Genomic DNA, 17,269 nt, shown 5'->3' with positions numbered 1-17,269 from the left:
GTCATGCAGTTGATTGAACATTCCGACTCGCCGCGCCACATCCGCCTGCACGAGCGGGACAATGTGGTGGTTGTGGTCAACGACCAGGGCGCACCGGCCGGCACTGAGTTTGCCGATGGTCTGGTGACCGTGGAATTCGTGCCGCAAAGCCACAAGATCACCCTCGAAGACATTGCCGAGGGCGGTCAGGTGATTCGCTACGGTCAGGTCATTGGCTACGCGTTGCAGCCGATCCGCCGGGGCAGTTGGGTCAAGGAAGATCAACTGCGCATGCCGACCGCGCCGCCACTGGACAGCTTGCCGCTGTCCACCGACGTGCCGGACGCGCAGGCACCGCTGGAAGGCTTCACCTTCGAAGGCTATCGCAACGCTGATGGCACCGTCGGCACGCGCAATATTCTCGGCATTACTACGACCGTGCAGTGCGTCACCGGCGTGCTCGATCACGCGGTGAAACGCATCAAGGATGAGCTGCTGCCGAAGTACCCGCACGTCGATGACGTGGTGGCGCTGACCCACAGTTACGGCTGCGGCGTGGCGATCACCGCCACCGACGCTTACATCCCGATTCGCACCGTGCGCAATCTGGCGCGCAACCCGAACCTCGGCGGCGAGGCGTTGGTGATCAGTCTGGGCTGCGAGAAATTGCAGGCGGGGCAGGTGATGCACGAAGACGATGCGTCGGTCGATCTCAGCGATCCATGGTTGTATCGCTTGCAGGATTCCAGTCACGGTTTTACCGAGATGATCGAGCAGATCATGCAACTGGCTGAGGTGCGCCTGAAGAAACTCGACCAGCGCCGCCGCGAAACCGTGCCGGCGTCCGAGTTGATTCTCGGCATGCAGTGCGGCGGCAGCGATGCGTTCTCCGGGATCACCGCCAACCCGGCGCTGGGCTATGCCTCGGACTTGTTGTTGCGCGCCGGGGCGACGGTGATGTTTTCCGAAGTCACCGAAGTGCGTGATGCGATTTACCTGCTGACTTCGCGTGCCGAAACCAAAACCGTCGCCGAAGAACTGGTGCGCGAAATGGACTGGTACGACCGTTATCTCGCCAAAGGTGAAGCGGATCGCAGCGCCAACACCACGCCGGGCAACAAGAAGGGCGGGTTGTCGAACATCGTCGAGAAGTCGCTGGGTTCGATCGTCAAATCCGGCAGCAGCGCGATCAATGGCGTGCTCGGCCCGGGCGAACGTTTCAAGCAGAAGGGGCTGATTTTCTGTGCGACGCCGGCGAGTGATTTTGTCTGCGGGACGCTGCAGTTGGCGGCCGGGATGAATTTGCATGTGTTCACCACCGGGCGGGGTACGCCGTACGGATTGGCGATGGCGCCGGTGGTGAAAGTGTCGACGCGCACGGAGCTGGCGCAGCGTTGGCCGGATCTGATTGATATCGACGCCGGGCGGATTGCCACCGGGCGCGCGACGATTGAGGAATTGGGTTGGGAGTTGTTTCACTACTATCTGGATGTTGCGAGCGGCAAGCAGCAGACGTGGGCGGAGAAGCACAAGCTGCATAACGACATTACGTTGTTTAACCCGGCGCCGATTACCTGATGGTTTTGGGGTAGGGCAAAAGCTACCCTCACCCCAGCCCTCTCCCGGAGGGAGAGGGGGCCGACCGAGTTGTCTTGCGCAATACATCGACCTGAAATACCGAGTTGATTATGGATTCAACGAAGTCATTTCAGGTCGGCGGATTTTTTGAATATCCCCCGGTCAGTCCCCTCTCCCTCCGGGAGAGGGCTAGGGTGAGGGGCTTTTGCTTTATCATTGCCACCTAACGACGCTCATCCAAGGCTCTCTCGGCATGCTGGCAATTTTCCTCGAAACCCTGAACATCACCGCGCCGGTGTTTGCCATGCTGTTTCTCGGTGTGTTGCTAAAGCGCATCGACTGGATCAACGACAACTTCATCCACACCGCCTCGGCGCTGGTGTTCAACGTGACCATGCCGGCGCTGTTGTTCCTCGGCATTCTGCACGCCGACCTGCACGCCGCGTTGCAACCAGCGCTGCTGATCTACTTCTCCGTCGCCACACTCGTCTGTTTCGCCATCGCCTGGGGCTGGGCGATTTTCAAGTGCCCGCGTGAAGATCGCGGCATCTACACCCAAGGCGCGTTTCGCGGTAATAACGGCGTGATCGGTCTGGCGCTGGCGGCGAGCATGTACGGCGATTACGGCATCTCCCTCGGGGCGATTCTCGCGGCGTTGGTGATCCTGTTTTACAACACGCTATCGACGATTGTGCTGGCGGTGTACAGCCCTGTGATCAAGTCCGATCCGTGGAGCATCTGCAAAAGCGTGTTCAGCAATCCGCTGATCATCAGCGTGATTGCGGCGGCGCCGTTTGCCTATTTCAAGATCGGTTTGCCGGGGTGGCTGGAGACTTCCGGGCAGTATCTGGCGCAGACCACGTTGCCGCTGGCGCTGATCTGCATAGGCGGCACCCTGTCGCTGGCGGCGTTGCGCAAGAGCGGCAACATGGCGCTGAGTTCGAGTCTGGTGAAGATGATCGGTTTGCCGGTGCTGGCGACGCTCGGGGCGTGGTTGTGCGGCTTTCGTGGGGCGGAGTTGGGGATTCTATTTCTGTACTTCGGCAGCCCGACGGCGGCGGCGAGTTTTGTCATGGCGCGGGCGGCGCAGGGTAATCATGAGTTAGCGGCGGCGATTATTGTGCTGACCACGTTGATGGCAGCGATTACCACCAATGTCGGGATCTTTGTTTTGCAGTGGGGTGGGTGGATCTGATTTTGAGTTTGTGTTGTTGCTGAGGGCCTTTTCGCGAGCAAGCCCGCTCCCACAGGGGAATGCATTCCAAATGTGGGAGCGGGCTTGCTCGCGAAGGCGTCGGTTCAATCACTCGGGTTTCTGATAGGTATCGATCACTTCCTGCGCCGCGCGAAACGCATCAATCGCCGCCGGCACGCCGGCATACACCGCGCAATGCAGCAGCGCCTCACGAATCTCGTCCACCGTGCAGCCGTTGTTCAGCGCCCCACGCACATGGCCTTTCAACTCTTGCGGACACTTCAGCGCCGTCAGCGCGGCCAGGGTAATCAAGCTGCGCGTCTTCAGCGGCAAACCTTCGCGATTCCACACGCCGCCCCAGGCATGTTCATTAACGAAATCCTGCAACGGCTGGGTGAACTCGGTGGCGTTGCCCAGCGCGCGATCAACAAATGCATCGCCCATTACCTGGCGGCGAACTTCTACCCCGGACTTCTTCGATTCGGTCATGGCATATCACTCTTGTGGTGTTGGCGGCGCCAGGCGCGGATGGACGTAAACAACAAATACCCCAGCAGCGGCGGCAGAACGTAAAACAGCATCAGCCGCTCCAGTTTGCCGGCCAGCGGCATGCCGGTGGTGAACGACACCACGTGCAGCCCGTAGACCAGATACAAACCGAGCAGCAACAAACCTTCGGCGCGGGTCACGCGGTAGCCGGAATAGAACACCGGCAGGCACAGCGCGGCGACGCCGAGCATCACCGGCAGGTCGAAATCCAGTGCGTTCGGCGATACCGACAATGGTGTCGGCGCGATCAACGCGGTGAGGCCGAGCACGCCGAGCAGGTTAAACAGATTGGCGCCGATCACGTTGCCCACGGCGATGTCGCGTTGGCCGCGCAGGGCGGCGATCAGCGAGGTCGCCAGTTCCGGCAGCGACGTGCCGACAGCGACCACGGTCAGACCGATCACCCGTTCCGAGAAGCCCAGATCCGTCGCCACCACCACAGCGGCGCCGAGCAGCAGATGCCCGGCGAATACCAGCATCGCCAGCCCGACGATGATCATCAAAACGCTGGCAAGCCATGAGGTTTTTACCGCGTCGGGTTGCGCGGAATGCGGTCGCGCCGAGTGCCGTGACTGACGCAACAGCAGGCCGAGATACAACGCCAAAGCGCCGAGTAAGAGAACGCCGTCGAAGCGGCTGATTTCCTCGTTCCACGCCAACACGAACACCAGCAGACTGGCGCCGATCATCAGCGGAATGTCGAGACGCACCAGTTGCCGCGACACGCGCAGCGGAATGATCAGCGCCGACAGGCCGAGAGTTACAAGGATGTTGAAGATGCTGCTGCCGACCACGCTGCTGACGGCGATGTCGGGGTTGTGCCCCAGCGCGGCTTGCACGCTGACGGCCATCTGCGGCGCACTGCTGCCGAGGGCGACAATGGTCAGGCCGATGATCAGTGGACGCACATGCAGACGCTCGGCCAGCCGCACCGCCGCGCGCACCATCAGTTCGGCGCCGAAGATCAGCAGGCACAGGCCGGCGAGCAATTCGATCACGCTGATCAGCGGTAAATCGGTCAGTCCGAAAATGGTCAGCGCTCCATCAGTCGAGGGCCTGCACGCGAACCCGCGCGGTACCGCTGCTGAGCATACCGAGTTGTTTGGCGGCTTCGCGTGAAACATCAATCAGGCGTCCACGCGTATGCGGGCCACGATCGTTAATGCGCACCACAACGGACTCATCGTTTTTCAGGTTGGTGACCTTCACCCGCGTGCCAAAGGGTAGCTGGCGGTGGGCGGCGGTCAGGGAATTCTGGTTGAACGCTTCGCCACTGGCAGTGCGTTTACCGTGGTGCTTGGCACCGTAATAGGAGGCGACACCGGTCTGGTCGTAACCGTGCGGGTCGATGGTGTCGGTACTGGCGCAACCGGCCAGCAAAGAGAGCAGGGCGCAGCTGATGAACAAACGCTTCATTCAAAGGTTTCCCGAAACTAGTGCAGGGTGAGCTTTTGTGGCGAGGGGATTTATCCCCGTTGGACTGCGCAGCAGTCCCAAAATCTGAGAGCTCGGTTTATCTGGTGTAAATCAAGCTCGGCATTTGGGGCCGCTTCGCAGCCCAACGGGGATAAATCCCCTCGCCACAGATCACTCCCACAGGAGATGGAGCCAGGCTTTGAGTCTGGCTCCATTTGCATCAGCCTTCGAGCTTGCTTTTCAGCAGTTCGTTCACTTGCTGCGGGTTGGCTTTGCCTTTCGACGCTTTCATCGCCTGACCGACAAAGAAGCCGAACATCTTGCCGCGTTTGGCTTCATCCGCCGCGCGATACTGTTCAACTTGCTCGGCGTTGGCCGCGAGCATTTCGTCGAGCACCGCCGAGATTGCGCCGCTGTCGGTCACTTGTTTCAGGCCGCGTTTTTCGATGATCTCGTCTGCGCTGCCTTCACCGTTGGCCATCGCTTCAAACACCACCTTGGCGATCTTGCCGGAGATGGTGTTGTCCTTGATGCGCAGCAGCATGCCACCCAACAGTTCCGCCGACACCGGCGACTCGTCGATGTCCAGGCCTTGCTTGTTGAGCAGGCTGCCCAACTCGACCATCACCCAGTTCGCCGCCAGTTTGGCGTCGCCGCCGATGCTCGCGACTTTCTCGAAGTAATCGGCTTGCTCGCGGCTGGTGGCCAGCACGCTGGCGTCGTAGACCGACAGACCGAATTGCTCCTGGAAGCGCTCGCGTTTCTGCGGAGGCAGTTCCGGCAGGGTGGCGCGCACCTCGCCGAGGAACGACTCTTCGATGACCACCGGCAGCAGATCCGGATCGGGGAAGTAACGGTAGTCGTTGGCTTCCTCTTTCGAACGCATCGGACGGGTCTCGTCCTTGTTCGGATCGTACAGACGGGTCTGCTGGATCACTTTGCCGCCGTCTTCGATCAGCTCGATCTGACGCTGGATCTCGGAGTTGATCGCCTTCTCGATGAAGCGGAACGAGTTGACGTTTTTGATCTCGCAACGCGTGCCGAATTCAACCTGACCTTTCGGACGGATCGACACGTTGCAGTCGCAACGCAGCGAGCCTTCGGCCATGTTGCCGTCGCAGATGCCCAGATAACGCACCAGCGCGTGGATCGCCTTGACGTAAGCCACGGCTTCCTTGGCGCTGCGCATGTCCGGCTCGGAAACGATTTCCAGCAGCGGCGTGCCGGCACGGTTCAGGTCGATACCGGTGGCACCGTTGAATTCTTCGTGCAGGCTCTTGCCGGCGTCTTCTTCCAGGTGCGCGCGGGTGATGCCGACACGTTTGACCGTGCCGTCTTCCAGCGCGATGTCCAGGTGGCCCTTGCCAACGATCGGCAATTCCATCTGGCTGATCTGGTAGCCCTTCGGCAGATCCGGGTAGAAGTAGTTTTTACGGGCGAACACGTTGTGCTGACCGATCTCGGCGTCAATCGCCAGACCGAACATCACCGCCATACGCACCGCTTCCTGGTTCAGCACCGGCAACACGCCAGGCATGCCCAGATCGATCAGGCTGGCCTGGGTGTTCGGCTCGGAACCGAATGTGGTGGAACTACCGGAAAAGATTTTCGACCGGGTGGTGAGCTGAGTGTGAATCTCCAGCCCGATCACGACTTCCCATTGCATGTGTGTCTCCTCAGAAGCCGGTTGGGGTGCGGGTGTGCCAGTCAGTGTTGAGCTGATACTGGTGGGCAACGTTGAGCAAGCGGCCTTCCTGGAAATACGGCGCAAGCAACTGCACGCCCACCGGCAAGCCGTCGACAAAACCGGCCGGCATCGACAGGCCCGGCAGGCCCGCGAGGTTGGCGGTGATGGTGTAGACGTCTTCCAGATAAGCAGCGACCGGGTCACTGTTCTTCGCGCCGAGTTTCCAGGCCGGGTTCGGCGTGGTTGGGCCGAGGATGATGTCGACTTCATTAAACGCAGCCATGAAATCGTTCTTCACCAGGCGACGGATCTTCTGCGCTTTCAGGTAGTAGGCGTCGTAGTAACCGGCGGACAGTGCGTACGCGCCGACCATGATCCGGCGCTGCACTTCCGGGCCGAAGCCTTCGCCACGGGAGCGCTTGTACAGGTCGATCAGGTCTTTCGGTTGCTCGCAGCGATGGCCGAAACGCACGCCGTCGAAACGCGACAGGTTCGAAGAAGCCTCTGCTGGCGCGATCACGTAGTACGCAGGAATCGCGTGCTGCATGTTCGGCAGGCTGATTTCCTTGATCACGGCACCGAGCTTCTGCAGCTCTTTAATGCTGTTCTGGATCAGCTCGGCGATGCGCGGGTCGAGACCGGTGCTGAAGTATTCCTTCGGCACGCCGATGCGCAGACCTTGCAGCGAATCGCCCAGGCTTGCGGAGTAATCCGGAACCGGCTCATCGATGCTGGTGGAGTCGTTCTGATCGAAGCCAGCCATGCCTTGCAACAAAATTGCGCAGTCTTCGGCCGTGCGCGCCAACGGGCCGCCCTGATCGAGGCTGGAGGCGTAAGCGATCATGCCCCAGCGCGAAACACGACCGTACGTCGGTTTCAGGCCGGTGAGGTTGGTGAACGCTGCTGGCTGACGAATCGAACCGCCGGTATCGGTGGCCGTCGCCGCTGGCAACAGACGAGCGGCAACTGCGGCCGCCGAACCGCCGGACGAACCGCCCGGTACGTGTTCCAGATTCCACGGGTTTTTCACCGCGCCGTACCAGCTCGACTCGTTGGCCGAACCCATGGCGAATTCGTCCATGTTGGTCTTGCCCAGGGTCACGGCGCCGGCAGCGGCCAGTTTCGCAACGACAGTGGCGTCGTACGGGGCCTTGAAGTTGTCGAGCATCTTCGAGCCGCAGCTGGTGCGAATGCCCTGGGTGCAGAACAGGTCTTTGTGGGCAATCGGCGCGCCGAGCAGGGCGCCGCTCTCACCGTTGGCGCGGCGGGCATCGGCGGCTTTCGCCTGCTCGAGGGCCAGCTCTTCGGTGAGGCTGATGAAACTATTGAGCTGCGGATCGAGCTGGGTGATACGCGCCAGCAGGACTTTGGTCAGCTCTTCGGAGGAAAACTTTTTATCGGCGAGACCGCGGGCGATCTCGGCCAGAGTCATTTGATGCATTGCAGGCTCTTTCCCTTTAGTCGATGACTTTCGGAACCAGATACAGGCCGTTTTCGACCGCTGGTGCGATGGACTGGTAGGCCTCGCGGTGATTAGTCTCGGTCACGACGTCGGCACGCAGGCGCTGACTGGCTTCCAGCGGGTGGGCCAGAGGCTCGATACCGTCGGTATTAACAGCCTGCATTTCGTCGACCAGCCCGAGAATGCTGTTGAGGGCGGAAGTAATGTGTGGAAGATCAGCATCATTGAGGCCAAGGCAGGCCAGATGAGCAATCTTTTCCACGTCGGAGCGTTCTAGCGCCATCGGGATTCTCCAGTGGAAAACAGAACACACGGCGTCCGTGTGTTAGATTGTTCGGAACACTACCGCACTTCTACGGTCATAAGGCCGCGATTGTGGGGCTTGGTGCACAGAAAAGCGGCCAATTTAACATATTGGCGCCTTGCCCAAAATCCCTGTCGTTGTTAGAGTTTGCCGCACTTTTTTACCCACGCGTTGCCTAGGCTGCCCCTTTCCCATGTTCAAGAAACTGCGTGGCATGTTTTCCAGCGATCTTTCCATTGACCTGGGCACTGCCAACACCCTTATTTACGTGCGCGAGCGCGGTATCGTCCTGAATGAGCCATCGGTTGTGGCTATTCGGACACACGGTAATCAGAAAAGTGTCGTCGCTGTCGGCACCGAAGCCAAGCGCATGCTCGGTCGTACGCCGGGCAACATTGCTGCCATTCGTCCGATGAAAGACGGCGTGATCGCCGACTTCAGCGTCTGCGAAAAGATGCTGCAATACTTTATTAACAAAGTTCACGAAAACAGCTTTCTGCAGCCTAGCCCTCGTGTGCTGATCTGCGTTCCATGCAAATCCACCCAGGTTGAGCGTCGCGCCATCCGTGAATCGGCCCTCGGTGCCGGTGCCCGTGAAGTGTTCCTGATCGAAGAGCCAATGGCTGCTGCGATCGGTGCCGGCCTGCCGGTCGAAGAAGCGCGCGGTTCGATGGTCGTGGATATCGGTGGTGGTACCACTGAAATCGCACTGATCTCCCTGAACGGTGTGGTCTATGCCGAATCCGTACGCGTTGGCGGCGACCGCTTCGACGAAGCGATCATCACCTACGTGCGCCGTAACTACGGCAGCCTGATCGGTGAATCCACCGCTGAGCGCATCAAACAGGAAATCGGTACTGCCTACCCGGGCGGCGAAGTTCGCGAAGTCGATGTTCGCGGTCGCAACCTGGCAGAAGGCGTTCCACGCGCATTCACCCTGAACTCCAACGAAGTGCTGGAAGCTCTGCAAGAGTCCCTGGCAACCATCGTTCAGGCCGTGAAAAGCGCGCTGGAGCAATCGCCGCCGGAACTGGCTTCCGACATCGCCGAGCGTGGCCTGGTGCTGACCGGTGGTGGCGCGTTGCTGCGTGATCTCGACAAGTTGCTGGCGCAGGAAACCGGTCTGCCGGTGATCGTTGCCGAAGATCCGCTGACCTGTGTTGCTCGCGGCGGTGGCCGTGCATTGGAAATGATGGATAAGCACACCATGGATCTGCTCTCCAGCGAATAAGTGCTGGGTTGCAATACGTGGGTGAGCGCGCGCAGGCAGCACTTTGCAGTGCTGCCTGTTGGCGTTTATCTTCTGTCAGTCTTCATCCAGGCCGGTTTGATGCCGTATGAATAAACAGAACATTTGCCTGGGAGGAGCGGCTTATTAAACCGCTTTTCGCCAAAGGCCCTTCGTTGGGTGTGCGCCTGTTGGTGCTGGCCGTGCTGTCGGTCGCGCTGATGGTCGTCGATGCCCGCTTCAGTCTGCTCAAGCCTGCACGCAGCCAGATGTCGCTGGTGCTGATGGATGCCTACTGGATCACTGACCTGCCCGGACGTTTATGGGAAGGCGTGGCCAGTCAATTCGGCAGCCGCACCGAGCTTGTCGCCGAAAATGAAAAACTCAAAACCGAAAACCTGCTGCTGCAGGGTCGCATGCAAAAGCTTGCCGCCCTCACCGAGCAGAACGTTCGGCTGCGCGAGTTGCTGAATTCTTCCGCACTGGTCAACGAAAAGGTCGAAGTGGCCGAGTTGATCGGCATGGATCCCAATCCCTTCACCCATCGCATCATCATCAATAAAGGTGAGCGCGATGGCGTGGTGCTCGGTCAACCGGTGCTCGATGCGCGCGGCTTGATGGGCCAGGTGGTCGAGTTGATGCCGTACACCTCACGTGTATTGCTGTTGACCGACACCACTCACAGCATTCCTGTGCAGGTGAACCGTAACGGTCTGCGCGCGATTGCCAGCGGCACCGGTAACCCGGAACGTCTGGAACTGCGCCACGTTGCCGACACCGCCGACATCAAAGAAGGCGATCTGCTGGTCAGTTCGGGTCTCGGCCAGCGTTTCCCGGCCGGTTACCCGGTGGCGACCGTCAAGGAAGTGATCCACGATTCCGGTCAGCCCTTCGCCATCGTCCGCGCCGTGCCGACGGCAGCCCTGAATCGCAGCCGCTACATGCTGCTGGTGTTCAGCGACACCCGCACGCCGGAAGAGCGCGCCAATGACGCCGCGCAAGCCCAGGAAAATCTCGACGCGCAGGGCGGTGGCCCGGTGATCCCGGCCACTGTGCCGAAAACCGTCACGCCACCTGCCGCCGCTGCGGCGACTCCAGCAGCAACGCCCGCCGCACCGGCCGCTGCCGCTGCGACACCGGCCAAGCCGGCTGCGAGCAAACCGCCAGCGGCGTCAAAACCGCCCGCCGCCAGTAAACCTCCGGCCGCTCAGCCGGCTGCACGGCCAGCGGCGAAACCGCCGGTGACTGCGCCCGCCACCACCGGGAGACAAGAATAATGGTCGGAGCGACTGCCTCGCGTAACGGCTGGATCGTCTGGCTGACCTTTGCCATCGGCCTGCTGCTCAGTGTTTCGCCGTTGCCGCAATTCATGGAAATCCTCCGCCCGCTGTGGCTGGCGCTGCTCCTGACGTTCTGGGCGCTGTACATGCCGCAAACGGTCGGGATGGTCACCGCGTTTTGTCTGGGGCTGGCCGAAGACGTGCTCTACGGCACGCTGCTGGGGCAGAACGCCTTGATCCTCACGCTGATTACTTTCCTCGTCCTGTCGTTGCAGCAGCGCTTGCGCATGTTCCCGATGTGGCAGCAGTGCCTGGTGATTCTGGTGATCTTCGGCCTCGCCCAGCTCGTGCAGCTGTGGCTCAGCGCGTTGACCGGCAACCGTCAACCGACGCTGGCGCTGGTATTGCCGGCACTGGTCAGCGCCTTGCTCTGGCCGTGGATCAGCTTCGCTCTGCGTGGATTGCGCCGCCGCTACAAGATCAATTGAGTCGATCAGGCATGTACCCGCACCGGTGACGCCGCCAACAGGGAAGAGTATTTGTGAGGCAGGGCACTAAACAGGGAGATGTCGTGATGAAGTCGCTTTACCTTGCCTCAGGTTCGCCGCGTCGGCGTGAATTGCTCACGCAGATCGGCGTGCCGTTCACCGCCATCAGCGCGGACATCGATGAAACCCCTTTAACCAACGAATCCCCTTCGGCCTACGTCGAGCGTCTGGCGCGCGGCAAAGCCGAGGCCGGGCGACGCACGCTCGTGTCTGCCGAACAGCATTGTGTGCTGGGCGCGGATACCGCTGTGGTGCTCGACGGTAAAATTCTCGGCAAACCGGTGGACGAAGCCGACGCATGCGCCATGCTGATGATGTTGTCCGGCAAGGAGCATGAAGTGCTGACGGCAATCGCCGTACTCGACGACGAGCGTTGCGAGTCGCGCGTGGTGCACAGTCTGGTGCGGTTCCGCCCGATCAGTCGTGAAGAAGCCGCGGCCTACTGGGCCAGCGGTGAACCCCGCGACAAGGCCGGTGGTTATGGCATTCAGGGCCTCGGCGCAGTGTTTGTCGCCGGGCTCAATGGCAGTTACTCGGCGGTGGTCGGGTTGCCTGTTTGCGAAACCGCAGAACTGCTGGGCCATTTCGGCATACCCTGTTGGCAAAACCTAAGCGCGCAATGAGCGTCGTACGAAACCAGATGCGGCCATTATCGTGAAAATGTCTGAACGAGATCCTGCCATGAGTGAAGAGATTCTGATCAACATCACGCCGATGGAGTCGCGCGTGGCGGTGGTCGAAAACGGTGTGCTGCAAGAAGTCCATGTCGAGCGCACGCAAAAACGCGGGATCGTCGGCAACATCTATAAAGGCAAGATCGTCCGGGTACTGCCGGGCATGCAGGCGGCATTCGTCGACATCGGTCTGGATCGCGCCGCGTTCATTCATGCCTCGGAAATCTCCCTGCGCGAAGGCTCCTCCGTTGAAAGCATCAGCGCGCTGGTGCACGAAGGCCAGAGCCTGGTGGTGCAAGTCACCAAAGACCCGATCGGCTCGAAAGGCGCCCGCCTGACCACACAATTGTCGATCCCATCGCGCTATCTGGTGTACATGCCGCGCACCGCCCATGTCGGCATTTCCCTGAAAATCGAAGACGAAGCCGAACGCGAACGCCTGAAAAAGGTGGTCAGCGATTGCGTGGCCAAAGAAGGCATTCAGGAGGCGGGCGGCTTTATTCTGCGCACCGCGGCCGAAGGTGCCGGCGCTGAAGAAATCCTCATGGACATTCGTTATCTGCGCCGTTTGTGGGATCAGATCAACGAACAAATCAAAACCATCGGCGCGCCGAGCGTGATCTACGAAGACCTCGGTCTGGCCCTGCGCACCCTGCGCGATCTGGTCAGCCCGAAGATCGAGAAGATCCGCATCGACTCGCGGGAAACCTTCCAGAAAACCACGCAGTTCGTCGCCGAGCTGATGCCGGAGATCGCCGATCGTCTGGAACATTACCCGGGCGAGCGACCAATTTTCGACCTCTACGGCGTTGAAGACGAAATCCAGCGCGCCCTTGAGCGCAAAGTCCCGCTGAAATCCGGCGGCTATCTGGTGATCGATCCGGCGGAAGCCATGACCACCATCGACGTCAACACTGGCGCGTTCGTCGGTCATCGCAACCTTGAAGAAACCATTTTCAAGACCAACCTCGAAGCCGCCACCGCGATTGCCCGGCAGATGCGCCTGCGCAATCTGGGCGGGATCATCATCATCGACTTCATCGACATGGAAGATGAAGAGCACCAGCGTCAGGTGCTGCGCACGCTGGAGAAACAGCTGGAGCGCGATCACGCCAAGACCAACATCATCGGTATCACCGAGTTGGGCCTGGTGCAGATGACCCGCAAGCGCACCCGCGAAAGTCTTGAACAAGTGCTGTGCGAGCCGTGCAGCAGTTGTCAGGGTCGTGGCAAATTGAAGACTCCGGAAACCATCTGTTACGAGATTTTCCGCGAGATTCTGCGTGAGGCCCGTGCCTATCAGGCCGAGGGTTATCGCGTACTGGCGAACCAGAAAGTGGTTGATCGACTGCTCGATGAAGAATCGGGTAACGTCGCCGAACTTGAAGGGTTTATCGGTCGCACCATTCGTTTCCAGGTGGAAACCATGTATTCCCAGGAACAATACGACGTGGTGCTGCTCTGATCCCCTGCGTCACATTTTTTCTACCGCGGCTGGCCTCAGCTTTTCGCAGTTTTATTGCCATGGGAGCCATCTGACATGGAGCGTCTGACACGCATTCTGGCCGCACTCACCCGTTGGGGGCTGGGCCTGTGCGCGTTGGTTCTGGTGTTGATGGCGTTGTACGTCAGCCTCGGCCGCGAGCTGACCCCGCTGGTCGCCGAATACCGCACCGACATCGAAGACAAGGCCAGCGCCGCCCTTGGCATGCCGTTGCAGATCGGCGAGCTGGAAGGTAACTGGAGCGGCTTCGCCCCGATTCTGTTGGCACGCGATGTGATGGTCGGCAGCGGCGCCAATGCGTTGCGTCTGGATCAAGTGCGCGCCGTGCCTGATCTCTGGGCCAGCCTGTTGGCCCGTGAAGTGCGCATTGCCCATCTGGAACTCAATGGCCTGAAGATCAGCCTCAAGGAAGCCGAGGACGGCAGTTGGGCGCTGGAAGGTCTGCCAGTGCAGAACGATCAACCGCTGGATGCGCAGCAGTTGTTCAATCGTTCGCAAATGATTCAGCAACTCTCGGTGCTCGACAGCCAAGTGACCCTGCAGCCGCAGGATCACGCGCCGATGACCCTCACCTATGTCGGCATCAACCTGAAAACCGGCGCCAGTCGCCAACGTCTCGATGCCCGTTTGACTCTGCCGGACGGCCAGCCCGTGGCGATCAACCTGCGCACGCGCCTGCGTCCGGAGCAATGGCAGGACAGCACGGTCGAGGGCTACGCCAGTCTGCCGCAAAGCGATTGGGCGAAATGGTTGCCCGAGCGCCTGACCCAGCAATGGAATTTCTCCGAGATCAAGGCCGGCGGTGAGGTCTGGATCGATTGGGCCAAGGGCACGCTGCAAAGCGCCTCTGTTCGCTTGAACGCGCCGCAAGTCACCGGCGCCTATGGCGAGCGCAAGCCTATCCAGATCAACAACCTCGCCATCAACGCGTACTACCGCGACGGTGGCGACGGCGCGGCAGTGACGTTCGATTCGCTGGCGATGAATTTCGGCGAAACCCGCTGGGAATCCCGCGTCCAACTGCAACAGACCCGCGCCACCGACAAAGTGGAAGAGCTCTGGCATCTGCAGGCTGATCGTCTGGATCTGACGCCGATCACGCCACTGCTCAACGCGCTCGGGCCGTTACCGAAAGGTTTCGCCGAAGTGGTCGATCACCTGAAAGTGACCGGTGGCCTGCGTAACGTGCTGCTGGATTTCCGTCCGGCGGCCACTGACGGCACAAAATTCAGCTTCGCCGCCAACCTCGACAAGGTCGGCTTCGATGCCTATCACGGCGCTCCGGCTGCACGAAATGTCAGCGGCAGCCTCAGCGGCAACCTCGACGGCGGCGAACTGCGCATGGACAGCAAAGATTTTGTCCTGCACCTCGATCCGATTTTCGCCAAGCCATGGCAATACATTCAGGCCAATGCGCGCCTGACCTGGAAACTCGATAAAGACGGCTTCACCCTGATCGCGCCGTACCTCAAGGTGCTCGGCGAAGAGGGCAAGATTGCCGGCGACTTCCTGATCCGCCTGCATTTCGATCACAGCCAGGAAGACTACATGGACTTGCGCGTCGGTCTGGTCGACGGCGACGGTCGCTACACCGCCAAATACCTGCCAGAAGTCTTGAGCCCGGCGCTCGACGAATGGCTGCGCACGGCGATCCTCAAAGGCGCGGTGGATGAGGGTTTCTTCCAGTATCAGGGCTCGCTGAGCAAGGACGCCAAAGAGGCTGATCGCAGCATCAGTCTGTTCTTCAAGGTGCATGACGCTGAACTCGCATTCCAGCCGGGCTGGCCGCACGTCAGCAAGGTCAGCGGTGATGTGTTTATCGAGGACAGCGGTGTACGCATTCTGGCGAAAAAGGGTCAGTTGCTCGACACCCAGGTCAGCGATGTCTCGGTCAATATTCCGCATGTGCCGTCCGGGCAGAACTCGCACTTGCTGCTGGATGGCGCGTTCGCCGGTGGTCTTGGCGATGGCTTGAAGATTCTGCAGGATGCGCCGATCGGCACGGGCGAAACCTTCGCCGGTTGGGAAGGCTCAGGGGATCTTCGTGGCAAGCTCAAACTCGACGTGCCGCTGGGCAAAGGCGAGGAGCCGAAAGTCCTCGTCGATTTCAAAACCGCCAATGCGAAGTTGAAACTGGCCGAGCCGAAGCTGGAGCTGAGCCAACTCAAGGGCGATTTCCGCTTCGACAGCGCCAAGGGCCTCAGTGGGCAGAACATCAGCGCACGGGCCTTCGACAAACCGGTGACCGCGCAAATCTTTGCCGACGGCAGTCCGGGCAAACTCAAAACGCGTGTTGCGGCGACAGGGCAGGTCGAAGTCAAGAAGCTCACCGACTGGCTGGCGGTGACGCAACCGTTGCCGGTGTCCGGGACGATTCCGTATCAACTGCAATTGAATCTGGACGGCGCCGACAGCCAATTAATGGTCAGCTCCAACCTCAAGGGCGTGGCGGTGGATCTGCCGGCACCGTTCGGCATGGCGGCGGATGTCGGGCGCGACACGGTGTTCCGCATGACCTTGCAAGGGCCGGAACGACGTTACTGGGTAAACTACGATCAACTGGCCAATTTCACCTATGCCGCGCCATCAAGCGGTTTTGCTGACGGTCGCGGTGAGTTGTTCCTCGGGGCGGGCGAGGCGGTGTTGCCGGGCGCCAAGGGTTTGCGCATCCGCGGTGTGCTGTCGGAGCTGGACGTCGCGCCGTGGCAGGATCTGGTCAACAAGTACGCCGGGCAGGATCCGGGCGGCAGCGCCAACAAATTGCTCAGCAGCGCGGATATCAAAGTCGGCAAGCTGACGGCGTTCGGCACCACGCTGGATCAGGCGTCGGTGCAGCTCAATCGCAAACCTGGCGCGTGGGCGCTGGCCCTCGACAGTCAGCAGGCCAAAGGCACCGCCAGCCTGCCCGACGCCAAGGGCGTGCCGATTGCGGTGAACATGCAATACGTGAAGCTGCCGGCGGCGGATCCGAATGTGCAGACCGACGAGAACGCCCCCGATCCTTTGGCCTCGGTCGATCCGACTAAAATCCCCGCGCTGGATATCACCATCAATCAATTGTTCCAAGGCCAGGATCTGGTCGGTGGCTGGTCGCTGAAAATCCGCCCGACCGCCAAAGGCATCGCCTTGAACAGCCTCGACATGGGCCTCAAAGGCATCCTGTTGCAGGGCAACGGCGGCTGGGAAGGCGCGGCGGGTTCGAGCAACAGCTGGTTCAAAGGCCGGATCAGCGGCAAGAACCTCGCCGATGTGCTCAAGGGCTGGGGTTATGCGCCGAGCGTGACCAGCGAAGACTTCCACATGGACGTCGATGGCCGCTGGCCGGGCTCGCCGGCATGGCTGGCGACCAAGCGTTTCTCAGGCACCCTCGATGCCTCGCTGAACAAAGGTCAGTTCGTTGAAGTGGAGGGCGGCGCGCAGGCGTTGCGCGTGTTCGGTCTGCTCAACTTCAACTCGATTGGTCGTCGCTTGCGCCTGGACTTCTCCGACCTGTTCGGCAAAGGCCTGAGCTACGACCGGGTTAAAGGCCTGCTGGTGGCGACCAACGGTGTTTACGACACCAAAGAGCCGATTCGCCTGACCGGGCCGTCGAGCAACATCGAACTCAACGGCAAACTGGACATGGTTGCGGAGCAAGTCGACGCCAAGTTGATGGTGACCTTGCCGGTGACCAACAACCTGCCGATTGCCGCGCTGATCGTCGGTGCCCCGGCGATTGGCGGTGCTTTGTTCCTGATCGACAAGCTGATCGGCGACCAGGTGGCGCGTTTCGCCAGCGTCAAATACACCGTCAAAGGCCCGTGGAAAGAGCCGAAAATCACTTTCGACAAGCCTTTTTGAGTAGCATGATCCTATCACCCGCGTA

Annotated in this window: 14 protein-coding genes; 8 read left to right on the top strand and 6 right to left on the bottom strand. The window is 60.5% G+C overall.

The annotated features are described in order from the left end of the window. Positions 1-3 precede the first annotated feature (3 nt). A complete protein-coding gene (gene garD / locus ACZZ0D_RS19900; protein WP_053117079.1) occupies positions 4-1,557 on the top strand; it encodes a galactarate dehydratase in 1,554 nt (517 codons plus the stop codon). A gap of 253 nt (positions 1,558-1,810) precedes the next feature. Continuing rightward, a complete protein-coding gene (locus ACZZ0D_RS19895) occupies positions 1,811-2,752 on the top strand; it encodes an AEC family transporter (protein ID WP_159812145.1) in 942 nt (313 codons plus the stop codon). A gap of 108 nt (positions 2,753-2,860) precedes the next feature. On the opposite strand, the gene ACZZ0D_RS19890 is transcribed toward ACZZ0D_RS19895, so the two are convergent. The 6 genes from ACZZ0D_RS19890 to gatC form a co-directional block, all read right to left on the bottom strand. Further along, positions 2,861-3,241, bottom strand: a complete 381-nt coding sequence (locus ACZZ0D_RS19890) for a carboxymuconolactone decarboxylase family protein (RefSeq protein WP_016984177.1) — start codon at positions 3,239-3,241, stop codon at positions 2,861-2,863. Further along, positions 3,238-4,299 carry a calcium/sodium antiporter gene (locus tag ACZZ0D_RS19885; protein WP_463554076.1) on the bottom strand — a complete coding sequence of 354 codons (1,062 nt, stop codon included), beginning with the start codon at positions 4,297-4,299 and terminating at the stop codon, positions 3,238-3,240. The genes ACZZ0D_RS19890 and ACZZ0D_RS19885 overlap by 4 nt, the downstream gene beginning before the upstream one ends. A gap of 46 nt (positions 4,300-4,345) precedes the next feature. Next, positions 4,346-4,717 (bottom strand): septal ring lytic transglycosylase RlpA family protein, encoded by a 372-nt coding sequence (locus ACZZ0D_RS19880; protein ID WP_212544076.1) that lies wholly within the window; start codon positions 4,715-4,717, stop codon positions 4,346-4,348. Between the two features lie 220 nt (positions 4,718-4,937). After that, complete coding sequence (gene gatB / locus ACZZ0D_RS19875; protein WP_008085412.1) at positions 4,938-6,383, bottom strand: Asp-tRNA(Asn)/Glu-tRNA(Gln) amidotransferase subunit GatB; 1,446 nt, start codon at positions 6,381-6,383, stop codon at positions 4,938-4,940. Between the two features lie 10 nt (positions 6,384-6,393). Next, positions 6,394-7,845, bottom strand: a complete 1,452-nt coding sequence (gene gatA / locus ACZZ0D_RS19870) for an Asp-tRNA(Asn)/Glu-tRNA(Gln) amidotransferase subunit GatA (RefSeq protein WP_463554075.1) — start codon at positions 7,843-7,845, stop codon at positions 6,394-6,396. 16 nt (positions 7,846-7,861) lie between these two features. Further along, positions 7,862-8,149, bottom strand: a complete 288-nt coding sequence (gene gatC, locus ACZZ0D_RS19865) for an Asp-tRNA(Asn)/Glu-tRNA(Gln) amidotransferase subunit GatC (RefSeq protein WP_007901429.1) — start codon at positions 8,147-8,149, stop codon at positions 7,862-7,864. 214 nt (positions 8,150-8,363) lie between these two features. On the opposite strand from gatC, the gene mreB reads away from it, so the two are divergent. The 6 genes from mreB to ACZZ0D_RS19835 all read left to right on the top strand — a co-directional run bounded on the left by mreB (position 8,364) and on the right by ACZZ0D_RS19835 (position 17,244). Continuing rightward, positions 8,364-9,401 carry a rod shape-determining protein MreB gene (gene mreB / locus ACZZ0D_RS19860; protein ID WP_002555108.1) on the top strand — a complete coding sequence of 346 codons (1,038 nt, stop codon included), beginning with the start codon at positions 8,364-8,366 and terminating at the stop codon, positions 9,399-9,401. Between the two features lie 143 nt (positions 9,402-9,544). Further along, entirely contained in the window at positions 9,545-10,675 is a 1,131-nt protein-coding gene (gene mreC, locus ACZZ0D_RS19855; RefSeq protein ID WP_082341383.1) for a rod shape-determining protein MreC, read from the top strand. Further along, positions 10,675-11,166, top strand: a complete 492-nt coding sequence (gene mreD, locus ACZZ0D_RS19850; protein ID WP_053117085.1) for a rod shape-determining protein MreD — start codon at positions 10,675-10,677, stop codon at positions 11,164-11,166. The genes mreC and mreD overlap by 1 nt, the downstream gene beginning before the upstream one ends. A gap of 86 nt (positions 11,167-11,252) precedes the next feature. Then, positions 11,253-11,849 (top strand): Maf family protein, encoded by a 597-nt coding sequence (locus ACZZ0D_RS19845; RefSeq protein WP_463554074.1) that lies wholly within the window; start codon positions 11,253-11,255, stop codon positions 11,847-11,849. Between the two features lie 58 nt (positions 11,850-11,907). Then, on the top strand, positions 11,908-13,365 hold the full coding sequence (gene rng / locus ACZZ0D_RS19840) for a ribonuclease G (RefSeq protein WP_053117087.1): 1,458 nt from the start codon (positions 11,908-11,910) through the stop codon (positions 13,363-13,365). Positions 13,366-13,440: 75 nt separating this feature from the next. Continuing rightward, positions 13,441-17,244, top strand: a complete 3,804-nt coding sequence (locus ACZZ0D_RS19835) for a YhdP family protein (protein ID WP_463554073.1) — start codon at positions 13,441-13,443, stop codon at positions 17,242-17,244. Positions 17,245-17,269 lie beyond the last annotated feature (25 nt).

This window comes from Pseudomonas sp. AC193, assembly GCF_979258075.1.
The sequence above is the reverse complement of the archived record's forward strand: the minus strand, read 5'-3'. Positions and strand labels throughout refer to the sequence as shown.

Bases quoted from the DNA above. Each gene is read 5' to 3' on its own strand.
- garD (WP_053117079.1), top strand. From the start codon at position 4: ATGCAGTTGATTGAACATTCCGACTCGCCGCGCCACATCCGCCTGCAC.
- ACZZ0D_RS19895 (WP_159812145.1), top strand. From the start codon at position 1,811: ATGCTGGCAATTTTCCTCGAAACCCTGAACATCACCGCGCCGGTGTTT.
- ACZZ0D_RS19890 (WP_016984177.1), bottom strand. From the start codon at position 3,241: ATGACCGAATCGAAGAAGTCCGGGGTAGAAGTTCGCCGCCAGGTAATG.
- ACZZ0D_RS19880 (WP_212544076.1), bottom strand. From the start codon at position 4,717: ATGAAGCGTTTGTTCATCAGCTGCGCCCTGCTCTCTTTGCTGGCCGGT.
- gatB (WP_008085412.1), bottom strand. From the start codon at position 6,383: ATGCAATGGGAAGTCGTGATCGGGCTGGAGATTCACACTCAGCTCACC.
- gatA (WP_463554075.1), bottom strand. From the start codon at position 7,845: ATGCATCAAATGACTCTGGCCGAGATCGCCCGCGGTCTCGCCGATAAA.
- gatC (WP_007901429.1), bottom strand. From the start codon at position 8,149: ATGGCGCTAGAACGCTCCGACGTGGAAAAGATTGCTCATCTGGCCTGC.
- mreB (WP_002555108.1), top strand. From the start codon at position 8,364: ATGTTCAAGAAACTGCGTGGCATGTTTTCCAGCGATCTTTCCATTGAC.
- mreD (WP_053117085.1), top strand. From the start codon at position 10,675: ATGGTCGGAGCGACTGCCTCGCGTAACGGCTGGATCGTCTGGCTGACC.
- ACZZ0D_RS19845 (WP_463554074.1), top strand. From the start codon at position 11,253: ATGAAGTCGCTTTACCTTGCCTCAGGTTCGCCGCGTCGGCGTGAATTG.
- rng (WP_053117087.1), top strand. From the start codon at position 11,908: ATGAGTGAAGAGATTCTGATCAACATCACGCCGATGGAGTCGCGCGTG.
- ACZZ0D_RS19835 (WP_463554073.1), top strand. From the start codon at position 13,441: ATGGAGCGTCTGACACGCATTCTGGCCGCACTCACCCGTTGGGGGCTG.